Origin of the sequence: Pseudophaeobacter sp. (assembly GCF_039971195.1) — a bacterium.
Classification (GTDB): Bacteria; Pseudomonadota; Alphaproteobacteria; order Rhodobacterales; family Rhodobacteraceae; genus Pseudophaeobacter.
Genome location: NZ_JBDWPJ010000066.1, coordinates 1 through 12308, shown reverse-complemented (window position 1 = coordinate 12308; position 12308 = coordinate 1). Strand labels below are relative to the sequence as shown.

General features: G+C 59.8%; 11 protein-coding genes. 7 read left to right on the top strand and 4 right to left on the bottom strand.

What is annotated here, in order from left to right:
- Positions 1 to 520 (top strand): extensin-like domain-containing protein (locus ABJP42_RS05705; protein WP_348339172.1); only part of this gene is annotated, 520 nt, incomplete at its 5' end.
- 167 nt (positions 521 to 687) lie between these two features.
- On the opposite strand, the gene ABJP42_RS05700 is transcribed toward ABJP42_RS05705, so the two are convergent.
- On the bottom strand, positions 688 to 1686 hold the full coding sequence (locus ABJP42_RS05700) for a DUF2125 domain-containing protein (RefSeq protein WP_348339170.1): 999 nt from the start codon (positions 1684 to 1686) through the stop codon (positions 688 to 690).
- Between the two features lie 73 nt (positions 1687 to 1759).
- On the opposite strand from ABJP42_RS05700, the gene ABJP42_RS05695 reads away from it, so the two are divergent.
- The 3 genes from ABJP42_RS05695 to ABJP42_RS05685 all read left to right on the top strand — a co-directional run bounded on the left by ABJP42_RS05695 (position 1760) and on the right by ABJP42_RS05685 (position 5878).
- Positions 1760 to 2290, top strand: coding sequence for a gamma-glutamylcyclotransferase (locus ABJP42_RS05695; protein WP_348339168.1), 531 nt, complete (start codon positions 1760 to 1762; stop codon positions 2288 to 2290).
- 75 nt (positions 2291 to 2365) lie between these two features.
- Positions 2366 to 3583 carry a biopolymer transporter ExbB gene (locus ABJP42_RS05690; protein WP_348339166.1) on the top strand — a complete coding sequence of 406 codons (1218 nt, stop codon included), beginning with the start codon at positions 2366 to 2368 and terminating at the stop codon, positions 3581 to 3583.
- Positions 3584 to 3586: 3 nt separating this feature from the next.
- On the top strand, positions 3587 to 5878 hold the full coding sequence (locus tag ABJP42_RS05685) for a peptidoglycan -binding protein (protein WP_348339165.1): 2292 nt from the start codon (positions 3587 to 3589) through the stop codon (positions 5876 to 5878).
- 30 nt (positions 5879 to 5908) lie between these two features.
- Here ABJP42_RS05685 and ABJP42_RS05680 read toward each other — a convergent pair whose 3' ends face one another.
- From ABJP42_RS05680 to gloB, 3 genes are all read right to left on the bottom strand, one after another.
- Positions 5909 to 6901, bottom strand: coding sequence for a M23 family metallopeptidase (locus ABJP42_RS05680; RefSeq protein WP_348339163.1), 993 nt, complete (start codon positions 6899 to 6901; stop codon positions 5909 to 5911).
- Positions 6902 to 6903: 2 nt separating this feature from the next.
- The gene (clpA, locus tag ABJP42_RS05675) at positions 6904 to 9234 is read right to left on the bottom strand and encodes an ATP-dependent Clp protease ATP-binding subunit ClpA (protein WP_348339161.1); all 2331 of its coding nucleotides are present in this window, start codon (positions 9232 to 9234) and stop codon (positions 6904 to 6906) included.
- A gap of 201 nt (positions 9235 to 9435) precedes the next feature.
- Positions 9436 to 10203, bottom strand: coding sequence for a hydroxyacylglutathione hydrolase (gene gloB / locus ABJP42_RS05670; protein ID WP_348339159.1), 768 nt, complete (start codon positions 10201 to 10203; stop codon positions 9436 to 9438).
- Positions 10204 to 10264: 61 nt separating this feature from the next.
- On the opposite strand from gloB, the gene ABJP42_RS05665 reads away from it, so the two are divergent.
- From ABJP42_RS05665 to ABJP42_RS05655, 3 genes are all read left to right on the top strand, one after another.
- Complete coding sequence (locus ABJP42_RS05665) at positions 10265 to 11011, top strand: class I SAM-dependent methyltransferase (protein ID WP_348339157.1); 747 nt, start codon at positions 10265 to 10267, stop codon at positions 11009 to 11011.
- A 433-nt stretch (positions 11012 to 11444) separates the two neighbouring features.
- A complete protein-coding gene (locus tag ABJP42_RS05660) occupies positions 11445 to 12005 on the top strand; it encodes a F0F1 ATP synthase subunit delta (protein ID WP_348339155.1) in 561 nt (186 codons plus the stop codon).
- On the top strand, positions 12006 to 12308 hold a 303-nt coding region (locus ABJP42_RS05655), incomplete at its 3' end, for an HAS-barrel domain-containing protein (RefSeq protein WP_348339153.1).

Here is a 12308-nt window from a genome sequence, read left to right as displayed (position 1 = left end):
GGGCTCCGTTTGTGACGATATTGATATTCAGGGCAAAGAGGTCGGCGCGGTGGAGGCCACGCTGCCCGGCTGTGGTGCCAAAGATGCCGTTCGGGTGACCTCTGTTGCCGGTGTTACCCTCAGCCAGGCCTCGGTGATGACCTGCGAAACCGCCGAGGCCCTGAAGCGCTGGGTCTCCAAGGATGTGGTAAAGGCCTTTGGCCGTGGCAATCGGGTGGTCAGCCTGCGGGTGGCGGCGCATTACGCCTGTCGCACCCGGAACAACCGCCCTGGCGGTCGGATTTCGGAACATGGCAGGGGCAAGGCGATCGATATCTCCGGCTTCGTGTTGGAAGACGGCTCCATGGTGAGCGTGCTGGTCGGCTGGCAGGCGCGCGACACCCGCAAACCCATGGTGAAGATGTGGAAAGCGGCCTGTGGCCCCTTTGGCACGGTGCTTGGCCCTGAATCGGATCGTTATCATCTGGATCATTTCCACCTCGACGTGGCGCGCCACCGGGGCGGAGCCTACTGCCGCTAACCCTATGGCTCTGGCTGCTCGCGGTTGAGCACCACCAGATATACGAAGTGCAACCGCGCCGCGCCTATGGCGCGGCGCCGGGCCCAACCGAGGCGCGGCATTCTGCAAGAATGTCCCGGATCGGGCGGGAGCCCCCCCCCTTTTTCGCCTGATCAAAAGACCCGCGATCAGCGAATAACCAGCGTCGGCGCCGTGCCAATAGGTAGGGGACCGATCCAGATCTGTCCCTGGTCAAAACTCAAGGTGGTGTTCAGCCGTTCCTGTGACCCGGTTTCGCCTGCAAAGAGCGCCAGCACCTGCTCCAGGGCGTTGCGGGTGCTGGGCGGCAGCAAGCTGGCGCGTTCCGCCATGTCCAGAATGGCGCGCCAATTCTGTGCCTGCAGGGTCAATTCCCCGGTTAGGCGCCCGCGTTCATCAACCTGCAGCTGCCCGGTGGCTTTGAACCGCATCTCGCCCCAGTGGGCCTCGACGAGTTGCAGATCAATGGCTCTTGGCTGGGGCCGCCGCAACTCGATTGCCCGGCGATCCCAGGGGGTGTCAAACTGCACCGAAGCCTGAACCTGAAGGCTGTCAAAACGTTGCGGTAGAGTATCACTCAGCTGGCTCATCCGCCGAAAGGCGCCGCTGGGGGCAAAGCCGGTGGCGGAGGCGCTGAGCTGGTAGTGCGTCGCGGGATCCTGCTGCGCCAGAACCAGGGTCAGATCCTGGGCCTGCCAATGCACCTCTGTCCCCTTGCTGACCTGCCAGTCCTTTGCGGTAAGCGCCAGCCGCTCCAGCTCGAGCGCCAGACCTGGGGCCAATTGCAGTTCCGCCTGCATCTCTTGCGCCTGCAAGGTCCGGGTCTGGTCAAAAAAGGAAAACCGCTGCGCTGTCGCCGGCAGGCGCAGGGTCTGGGAGCCGGGCCAAAGCGCCGGGCTGTCAAATTCCATCCAATCGGCACTCCAGGCGGCGCCAGTTCCGGGATCCGCCAGAACCACCTGATCAATCCGTGTGACATGGCGGCTGGGAAAGCCGCTGGTCTGCAGGGCCCCATGTTCCACCTGCCAGCCCTGGCGCTGCTGCTCACCAAACCAGCTCTCCAGCCCACTGCGCAGCCCCCAGGCAGCAACCCCCCAATAGATGATCCAGACGGCAGCACCCAGGCCAAGCCATTTCAGCAAGCGCATTCTGCAACAGCCCCTCTTTTTATTGGCATGTTTTTGCTGTTTATAGACGACGATCAAAAAAGGACCATAGAGCATGACAATGTGGGTATTTGGATATGGATCTCTGCTGTGGAACCCGGGCTTTGCCGTGGCCCGCAGCGAAGTCGCAACCCTGCAGGGCTATGCGCGGTCTTTTTGCATGTCGTCGATCCATCATCGTGGCAGCGAAGAAGCGCCCGGACTGGTGCTGGCCTTGGATGAAATCACAGGATCCCGTTGTCAGGGGCTGGCGCTGGCGGTGCAATCGGGCGAGGAAGCCGAGACACTGGACTACCTACGCGAACGCGAATTGATCTCCTCGGCCTATCTGGAGCGCGACCTTGAGGTTCAACTGGCTTCTGGCGAAGAGGTCACAGCAGTGACCTATGTGATCGACCCGCATCACGTGCAGTATTGCGGCGGTATGGCGCTGGAAAAACAAGCCCAGATTATCGCCACGGCCGTCGGCGGGCGGGGGCCCAACACCGAATACCTCTACAATACCGCTGAACATCTGAGCGAGATCGGTCTGGGCGATCCGGAACTGGAGTGGCTGATGGGGCGCGTGCGGGAAATAACCGCATAAAGCCTTGGAGCTTTTGTTTCTTTGCCATTAAGCTCCTCTGGAAAATAAGCAAAAACTGTCAGGATCGCACCGACCATGGCCCAAACAGACCGCAAGACCAGGCCGCAATTCTCGCAACCTGTCCGGCAGATCATCCTGATGCTGATCGCGCTTGGCCTTGCTGGCGTCGGGATCTTCATGGCTCTGCCCAAGGTGCTGCCGGTGTTTCAGGCCAACCCCTGGCTCAACGGCTTTATCGTCATTGTCTTTATCATCGGGGTTCTGTCTTGTTTCTGGCAGGTGCTGCAGCTCATTGGCTCAGTACGCTGGATTGAAAGCTTTGCCTCTGGCGGTAGCCGCGGTGAAAAACGCGCGCCCTCGCTTCTGGCGCCTCTGGCGGCCTTGCTGCGGTCACGGGCAGCCCGCATGCAGCTGGGCTCGTCGTCAACACGCTCGATCCTGGATTCGGTGGCGCAGCGGGTCGACGAAGAGCGTGAGATTACCCGGTATATTGTCAACTTGCTGATTTTTCTCGGTCTTTTGGGGACTTTTTATGGCCTGGCCACCACGGTTCCGGCGGTGGTGGACACCATTCGCAGCCTGGCCCCACAAGAGGGTGAAGAAAGCATCGCCGTGTTCAACCGCCTGATGACCGGGCTTGAGGCCCAACTGGGCGGCATGGGCGTTGCCTTTGCCTCCTCCTTGCTTGGGCTGGCAGGCTCGCTGATCGTCGGCTTGTTGGAGCTATTTGCCGGCCATGGCCAGAACCGGTTCTACCGAGAGCTGGAAGAATGGCTATCCTCTTTTACCCGCGTGAGCTTTTCCTCCGGCGAGGAAGGCAGCGGGAGCGGCAGTGGAGAGACTAGCGTGGTCTCTGAGGTGCTGGATACCATGGCCGAACAAATGGATGCTTTGCAGGCGATGTTTGCTCAGAACGCCCAAAGCCGCGCCGAGATCGACAACAAACTGTCACGGCTGGTAGATTCCATCACCGATATGAACAGCCGACAGGACCAGGCGGCTGGTATTGCCACCGCGCTGGACCGGGTGGCCGTGGGGCAAGAGACTCTGACAGAAATCATGCGTGCTCATGGTGATGTTGGCATGGATGCCGAAAGCCGCATGCGCCTGCGCTCGATCGACGTGCAGATGCTGCGTATTCTCGAAGAGATTTCCGCTGGTCGTCAGGAAAGCCTGGCGGAGCTGCGCAAGGATATCGATCTGATGGTCAAGGCCTTTGCGGTGCCACGCGGGCACGAACGGCAAGCGCCGGAAACCGCAGCACCGGCCGTGTCCCAGCAGGACGAGGAATAGGTCATGGCCCTGTCGCGGCGCAGCGGGCAAAGATTTCAGAACTCGATTTGGCCGGGCTTTGTTGATGCCATGACCGGGCTGCTTTTGGTGCTGATGTTTCTGCTTACCATTTTTATGGTGGTGCAATTTGTGCTGCGCGAAACAATTTCGGGACAAGAGAATGAACTAGGAGAGCTGGCCTCCGAGGTAGAGGCCCTGGCCAACGCCTTAGGTCTGGAAGAACGCGCTAACAGCCGCCTCAGTGCGCGGCTTGGGGCGCTCAGTTCGACGCTTTCTACTGCGCAGGGCGATCTGGCACAGGCACGCAATCAGCTCGCTGATTTTGAAACCCAGGTGGCGGGGCTGATTGCCGGGCGGGATGCGGCCCAGGCGCAGATCGCGGCGCTCACCAAAAGCCGTGATGATCTGGATGCCGAACGCGCGGCTCTGCTTGATGAGACCAAGGTGCTGAACCTGGCGCTGGCCCAGGCGCGTGAGGAAATTGACGAAGGGGTTGAAAGCGCCCGCCTTGCAGCGGCGAAACGCGAAGCGCTGGAAGCTCTGATAGCGGACCTCGAAAAGGAAGGCGATCTGCGGGCCACGGAATTGGCAGAGCTGACCACCAGTTTGAACGCCGAAGAAGAAGCCCGTCTGGTGGAAGCCGCCGCTGCCGAAGCCCTGCGGGCGCGGCTGGAAACGGCCAATGCTGAACTCACAGCCATGACCCTGTCCTTGGAGGTCCAGCGCAAAGAGGCCGAAGACACGCTGACCCTGCTGGCGGCGGCTCAGGCGGCCAAGGCACAGCTGGATCGCGATCTGGAGCAGGCCCTAGCCACACTGGAGGCCGCCAAGGCGCAGACATTGCAACGTGATGAACTGGCCGAGCGCCTGACACGGGTACTGGCGCAGATGCAGGTCTCTCAATCTGCTGCCGAAGGCCGGGTCGCGGCGCTGGAGGTTGAGCTGAACCGGCTGGAGCTGGACAGCACCGCCACCCAGGAGCGATTGAACCGGGAGCTGGATGGCGCCCGCCGCCAAGCGGCCCAGAGCAAGGCCGCGCTGGAGGCTGAGTTGGCGCGTCAGCGAGCGGCAAGTGTCGAGACGGAAACGCAATACCAAAGCGAACTGGCCACCCTGCAGCAGCAGCAGGCCGCGGCCCTGCTGAAACTGGAAGAGACTACATCGGCCAAGCTGGCGGAGGCCGAAGCCGAGCAGCGCCGATTGGCGACGCAACTGTCCCGTTTGCAGGCAGATGCGGCCTCGGTGATGTCCGGGCTGGAAGCAGAGCTGGCGCAGGCGCAGAAAGAGCTGACAGCAGCGCAAAATGCGGCGTCTTCTACTGCAGAAGAGCGCGCCTCTGTCGAGCTGCGTCTGTTGCAGGCCTTGGATGCACTGGAAAATGCCCAGGCGGCGGCCAGTGATCAGGCAGTACTGCAGAAACGTCTGTTGGCAGCTTTGAATGCGCAGAAGGATGCCGAAACCGGAGCTGCGAATGATCGCAACCTGGCGCAGGAACGCGCGGACCTTTTAGCCCAGGCCCAGGCGGCCCTGTCTGAACAGGAAGCGGTCTCTGCCGAGGCGCTGCGGGAAACAGCCCTGCTGAACCAACAGGTTGCCGCTCTGCGTGAACAATTGGGCGGGCTGCAGGCCATTCTGGATGATTACCAGGAACGCGACGCGGCCCAGGAAGTACAGTTGCAGAACCTTGGTCAGGATCTGAATGCAGCGCTGGCGCGGGCTGCCTCCGAAGAGCGCCGCCGACGTCTGTTGGAAGAGAGCGAACGCAAACGGCTAGAGACGGAAGCGGCAGAACTGGCCAGCAAGGCCGAGAGCCTGGAAACCAAAGCGCAGGAACTGGAGCGCTACCGGTCTGAGTTCTTTGGTCGGTTGCGAAATGTCTTGGGCAGCCAGGAAGGGGTGCGGATTTCGGGCGACCGGTTTGTTTTTGCTTCTGAGGTACTGTTTGATCCCGGCAGCGCGGTTCTGTCGAGTGCAGGGGAGGGAGAGATCGCCAAAGTGGCGCAGATCCTGCAATCCATCGCCGCCGAGATCCCGGCAGAGCTCAACTGGATTATCCGAGTGGATGGTCACACCGACAATACCGCTATGCTGGGCAGCGAGAAATACAGCGATAACTGGGAGCTGAGCCAGGGTCGGGCCCTGTCCGTGGTGCGCTACATGATCGAAAACCTTGAAATTGCCCCGGAACGACTGGCGGCCAATGGGTTTGGGGAGTTCCAGCCTGTGAATACGGATGACACCCCCGAAGCTCGCGCCCAGAACCGCCGTATCGAACTGAAGTTCACTGAACGCTAGGTTAGAGTTTTTGCGAGCAGATGCGGCAGGTTACCTGAGGTGGATTTCCTGTTCGATGCGGTCGATTTCTTCCTCGCCACGCAGCAAAACCGCCAGACCAATATAGCGCCCATAGTCCCAGCTCTCGCGGCGTAACCTTTTGCCAGAGGCCCGAAAGAACTGCGCCTGGTTGCGCTCCAAGGTGATCTCATGCACCGAAAATTCGCCCCGTGGCCCGGAAATCGACAGCCGGATGCGATCACCTTTCTGGCCGCCAAAGGCATAGGCCCAAAACACCAGGGCCGGAGATTCGGTTGTCAACCGCTGGCTCCCGGCCGTGCCGGATTTGATCGCCTGAAACTCAGGCACATGGGTGCTGAACCCAGTCCCTAGGAAACCTCCAGGCTGGTAGGGGATCGGATCGGCCCAGAGACTATTGGTGACTGTCACCTCAGCAATTGCATCCGTCCCGGCAGGACAGGCTTCAGGCCCCAGAGGGGCAAAGGGGTCCACCACCTGGCCATTGTGGCGCAGAGATAGGTGCAGATGCGGGAATTGGGTTCTTCCCGAAAGACCAACCTCTCCAAGCGGTGTTCCTGCCGCAACCCTCTGGCCTTTTTCCACCCGAATCGACCCCTGCCGCATATGGCAATACTGGGTTTCCCAGCCACCCTCGTGGCCCAGAACAACCCCATTGCCACATTCGCGTCCCTGCAGGGCAGCGGCGTTCTCCTCGGTGGAATAGACGTCAGGCATCACATCGCGCAGCCCCTGAACCACGCCGGGGGCGGCGGCCAGAACGGCCACTCCTTCCTGCATGTCGCTCAGATAGGGCAGGGCGATGTCTGTGCCCTTGTGGCCAGAATAGCTGAGCGGACGGCACTGATAGTCGCGGGCACCGGGGCTGGGATCATGGTCGACATATTGCTGGATATGGCAGGTCTCGCCGAGGCTGCAGTCCACTGGCCAGTTCAAGGTGAAATCGCTCGCCACGGCGGGCACCGTGACGAGCGAGAGGAGACACACTCCTAAAGGCAGCCGCATGATCAGTCGGCTGTCAGCAGTGGAGGCTTATCGCCAGAGATGCGCGGCTTGGTGGGGCCTTCGATGCGCAGCTCCAGTTTGCCGTCCTTGATACCAACCTTGACCAAGCCGCCCTTGGCCAGTTTGCCAAAGAGCAGCTCTTCGGCGAGCGGCTTCTTGATATGTTCCTGGATGACACGTCCCAGAGGGCGCGCGCCCATCCGGTCGTCATAGCCCCGGTCTGCCAGCCATTCGGCGGCCTTGCGGGTCAGCTCGATCGAGACATTGCGGTCCATCAACTGGGCTTCCAGTTGCAGCACGAATTTCTCGACCACCTGAAGGATCACCTCTTTGGGCAGCGGTGCAAAGGCAATCACGGCATCCAGGCGGTTGCGGAATTCCGGCGTAAAGGTGCGCTCGATCGCGGCGGTGTCTTCGCCCTCGCGACGATCCCGGCCAAAGCCAATCGCGGCCTTTGCCATATCCGAAGCACCGGCATTGGAGGTCATGATCAGCACCACATTGCGGAAGTTCACCGCGCGGCCATTGTGATCTGTGAGCTGACCGTTGTCCATCACCTGCAACAGGATGTTGAAGACATCCGGATGCGCTTTTTCAATCTCATCGAGCAGCAGCACACAGTGGGGATGCTGATCAACCCCATCGGTGAGCAGACCACCCTGGTCAAAGCCGACATAGCCGGGAGGGGCACCGATCAGACGGGAGACCGCGTGTTTCTCCATGTATTCCGACATGTCAAACCGCAGCAGCTCCACACCCAATGTGTCGGCCAGCTGTTTTGCCACCTCGGTTTTGCCGACGCCCGTGGGGCCTGCAAAGAGGTAGTTGCCGATTGGCTTTTCTGGTTCGCGCAGACCTGCACGGGCCAGTTTGATGGCGCTGGAAAGCGCGTCGATGGCATCGTCCTGGCCAAAGACCACCCGTTTCAGGCTCTTCTCCAGATCCTTCAGCACCTCGGCATCGTCCTTGGTGACGCTCTTGGGCGGGATGCGGGCGATTTTGGCCACCACGGCCTCGATCTCCTTGACGCCAATGGTCTTGCGGCGCTTGCTTTCGGGCACCAGATGCTGCGCCGCGCCAGCCTCGTCGATCACGTCGATGGCCTTGTCGGGCAGCTTGCGGTCGTTGATATACCGCGCCGCCAGCTCAACCGCGGATTTGATCGCATCGGCGGTGAACTTGATGCTGTGATGCTCTTCGAAATAGGGTTTCAGCCCTTTCAAAATGGCAATGGCATCCTGCACATTGGGCTCGTTTACATCAATCTTCTGGAAGCGACGCGCCAGAGCGCGGTCTTTCTCAAAATGCTGACGGAACTCTTTGTAAGTGGTGGAGCCCATGGTGCGCAGCTTGCCGCCCTGCAGGGCAGGTTTCAGCAGGTTGGAGGCATCCATGGCGCCACCAGAAGTGGCACCGGCGCCAATCACCGTGTGGATCTCATCAATGAAGAGGACGCCGTCGGGATGGTCTTCCAGCTCGGTGACCACGGCTTTCAGCCGTTCTTCAAAATCGCCGCGATAGCGGGTACCGGCCAAGAGCGCCCCCATGTCGAGCGAGAAGATGGTGGTATTGGAGAGCACTTCAGGGACTTCGCCCTGCACGATCTTGCGGGCAAGACCCTCGGCGATAGCGGTTTTACCAACACCGGGATCACCCACCAACAGCGGGTTGTTCTTGCGGCGGCGGCACAGCACCTGAATGCAGCGTTCTACCTCGTGGCTGCGCCCGATCAGCGGATCGATGTCGCCTTCGCGGGACTTGCTGTTGAGATCGACGCAGTATTTGTCCAGCGCGCTCTCTTTCTTGTCGCCCTCGGTAGTGGGGCCTGCACCCATGGTCTCTTCTTCGCCTTCGGGCGCGCCTGTTACTGGGCGGGATTCGCCAAAGGCGGGATCCTTGGCGACGCCATGGGCGATAAAGTTCACCGCATCATAGCGGGTCATGTCCTGGTCCTGCAGGAAGTAGGCGGCGTCGCTTTCGCGTTCGGCAAAGATCGCAACCAAGACATTGGCGCCGGTCACTTCTGTGCGGCCAGAGCTTTGGACGTGGATGGCGGCGCGTTGAATAACCCGTTGGAAGGCGGCGGTGGGGACAGCCTCGGATCCATCGACATCCGTCACCAGATTGGCGAGATCTTCGTCGATGAATTCAACCAGAGATCCGCGTAGTTGGCCCAGGTCGACGCTACAGGCGCGCATGACGCGGGCGGCGTCGGGTTCTTCGATCAATGCCAACAGCAGATGTTCCAGGGTGGCAAATTCGTGGCGCCGCTCATTCGCCAGCGCGAGCGCGGCGTGAATGGCTTGTTCTAGTGTGCTCGAGAATGAAGGCACGGGCGTGCTCCTCTGTTCTTGGGGTGACCGGGGCGTTGACCTTCTGCCAATTCCCGCTGCATCAACCATGTCGTCATAGTATTAGAGTTTGGTTGATAGATCGGCAGCTTCAAGGACTTTCTTTCAAATTTTGGTCACATTTCTTTTGAAAGCCTCGAAAATGCTGCCCCTCTGTCACAGGCCCAGTGCTGAGCTTTTGGGCTAAAAATTGTCCTTCCGCTTGCGGATTTCTGCAAATACCTCTGCGTTTTCAGCGTGTTCCATGCCGATTGCGGATTTGACCTCCTCCAGATGCGCCCGCAGGAACGGATTTGTGTCCAGTTCTAATTGCAAACGTGACGGAACCGTGGCCTCGCCCTTGGCGCGTTTGGCGTCGATCTCTGCAGCGCGTAGTTGCAATGCGGCGTTGTCAGGTTCAATTGTCATGGCAAAGCGGGCGTTGGACTGGGTGTATTCATGGCCGGAATAGACCAAGATCTCGGGCGGCAGGGCCATCAGCCGGTTGAGGCTTTCCCACATCATATCAGGACTGCCTTCGAACAAACGACCACAGCCAAGCGCCATCAGACTGTCGGCGGTAAAGACGGCGGCGCTGTCTGGCAGGTAAAAAGCGATATGGCCAATGGTGTGGCCCGAGACGTCCAGAACCGAGATTTGCTCGCCGAAAAGATCAAATGTCGCACCATAGTCCAGCGCGTGATCCAGCTTTGGCAAGCGGGCAGCGTCGGCCTTGCCGCCGTAGACCTGCAGTCCATAGGTGCTGCGCAGCTCCTCTACCCCATCGATATGGTCATAGTGGTGATGGGTTAGCAGAATTGCGTCCAACCCCCAGCCGCGAGCTGCGAGCGCCGATTTCACCGCAGCGGCCTCGGGGGCATCGACCAAAGCGGTACGACCGCTCTTGGCATCATGCAGCAGATAGGCATAGTTGTCCGAGAGACAGGGCAGGGTAATGATTTCCAGGGGCATGGTCTTTCGCCGCTCCATTGTTACACTGCAGATAGATTGGCCCAAGCAGCAGGCACCCGCAATGCATCTTGATGTTCAGGACCTTAGGAACTTTTACTACCGCAGCACCCTGGGGCGGGCGGCGCAGGCCTCGGTGCGCAACCGGCTGTTGGAGTTCTGGCCAGAAGCCGCCGGTCAGACAGTGGCCGGCTTTGGCTTTGCCGCGCCACTTATGCGGCCTTATCTGGCCGAGGCCCGCCGGGTCATGGCGTTGATGCCGGGACCGCAGGGGGTGATGCAATGGCCAGCGGGCATGCCCAATGTTTCGGTGCTTTGTGAAGAGACCGATTGGCCCATCGAAACCGGTCGCGTGGATCGGCTGGTGGTGATGCATGGGCTGGAAACCTCGGAACGCCCCACCCATGGGCTGGAGGAATGTCGCCGGGTGCTGGGGCCGGGGGGGCGGGCCATCTTTGTGGTGCCGAACCGGGGCGGGTTCTGGGCGCGCAATGACAAGACCCCATTTGGCTACGGGCGCCCCTATACTTTGACCCAGTTGGAAAACCAACTGCGCCTGCACGAATTCACCATCGAGCGTCATGCCGCTGCCCTGTATCAGCTGCCAAGCCCCAGGCGGTTCTGGCTCAAATCGGGACCGCTGTTTGAACGGGTTGGGCAGCAATTGCCGGCGATGCTGGCAGCCGGGGTATTCATGGTCGAGGTGAGCAAGCAGACCCATCCGCAAAAGGGCCATATGACCCGGGTAAAGAAGGCCAATCCGATCCGGGTTTTGGAGGGCCTGTCAAACCCGATGCCAGAGCCAGCCTAACCCCCTCTGGCACCTTTGGGCCTTGTGCGCAGTTTTTGCGCATCTCCGCTCAAATGTGACGTTGCGACAGGCGCAAGATGATTCTGTTTTCAGTTTTTTGCCATCTGGGGCTTGAACTGATGGGGGCGATAGCAGGGGAGAACGGCCAAAATCTGACGCATTTCCCCTGTCAGAACCGGTAATTTTCTGTCGTCAGGTGCATAAAATTGGCCCTGTTTAGAGAGGCAAAGAGCCGCACTTTGGCTAAGGTGTTGAAAACAATCAAATCATGGTTTTCACCTCCGACATTATAGACAGTTGATAGGTTGCTAACGCTCTGTTACATCCACGCTGATTTTAACGTCCTGCCGCTCTGGTGGGGCTTGCTCACGCCCCCGGACGCCGTCTGCTCGCCAGACATGCCAACCGGGGCCAAAATGTCGGAAGGGTGGACGTGTCCGAACCAGCTTCGATTTCAGCAGGCATTGCTGCGCGCTATGCCACTGCGGTCTTTGAGATCGCCGAAGAAAGCAAGGCGCTCGATAGCCTTGAAACCAGCATCAATGATCTGGCAGCTGCCCTGGCTGACAGTGAGGATCTGCAAAACCTGATCAGCTCGCCGCTGATCTCACGGGATGAGCAGGGTGCCGCCATTACAGCAATTGCTGCCAAGATGGGCCTGGCGCCCGTTCTGGCCAATACACTGTCTCTGATGGCGCAAAAGCGCCGTCTGTTTGTGGTGCCTGCCCTGATTACCGCGCTGCGGAATCGCCTGGCAGAGGCCCGCGGTGAAGTGACAGCCGAGGTGATCTCGGCCAAGGCACTGACAAAGACCCAAAGCGAAAAGCTGGCCAAGACCCTGGCAGAGCGCGTGGGCAAGAAGATTACCATCAATGCAACCGTCGATGAAAGCATCATTGGCGGTCTCGTCGTTAAAGTGGGCTCGAAGATGATCGATAGCTCGATCCGCTCCAAGCTCAACTCCCTACAGAATGCAATGAAAGAGGTCGGATAAATGGGTATCCAAGCAGCAGAAATTTCTGCGATCCTAAAAGACCAGATCAATAATTTTGGTCAGGAAGCCGAGGTGGCTGAAATTGGTCGCGTGCTGAGCGTTGGCGATGGTATCGCCCGCGTTTATGGACTCGACAATGTTCAGGCTGGTGAAATGGTCGAATTCCCTGGTGGAATTATGGGCATGGCGCTGAACCTCGAAGCCGATAACGTCGGTATCGTTATCTTCGGCTCTGACCGCGACATTAAAGAAGGTGACACTGTAAAGCGCACCAACTCGATCGTGGACGTTCCCGTCGGTGAT

Coding starts and splice junctions, on each gene's coding strand:
- ABJP42_RS05685 (WP_348339165.1), top strand. CDS start 3,587: ATGGCCCTGTCGCGGCGCAGCGGGCAAAGATTTCAGAACTCGATTTGG.
- ABJP42_RS05700 (WP_348339170.1), bottom strand. CDS start 1,686: ATGCGCTTGCTGAAATGGCTTGGCCTGGGTGCTGCCGTCTGGATCATC.
- ABJP42_RS05680 (WP_348339163.1), bottom strand. CDS start 6,901: ATGCGGCTGCCTTTAGGAGTGTGTCTCCTCTCGCTCGTCACGGTGCCC.
- ABJP42_RS05690 (WP_348339166.1), top strand. CDS start 2,366: ATGGCCCAAACAGACCGCAAGACCAGGCCGCAATTCTCGCAACCTGTC.
- ABJP42_RS05695 (WP_348339168.1), top strand. CDS start 1,760: ATGACAATGTGGGTATTTGGATATGGATCTCTGCTGTGGAACCCGGGC.
- ABJP42_RS05665 (WP_348339157.1), top strand. CDS start 10,265: ATGCATCTTGATGTTCAGGACCTTAGGAACTTTTACTACCGCAGCACC.
- gloB (WP_348339159.1), bottom strand. CDS start 10,203: ATGCCCCTGGAAATCATTACCCTGCCCTGTCTCTCGGACAACTATGCC.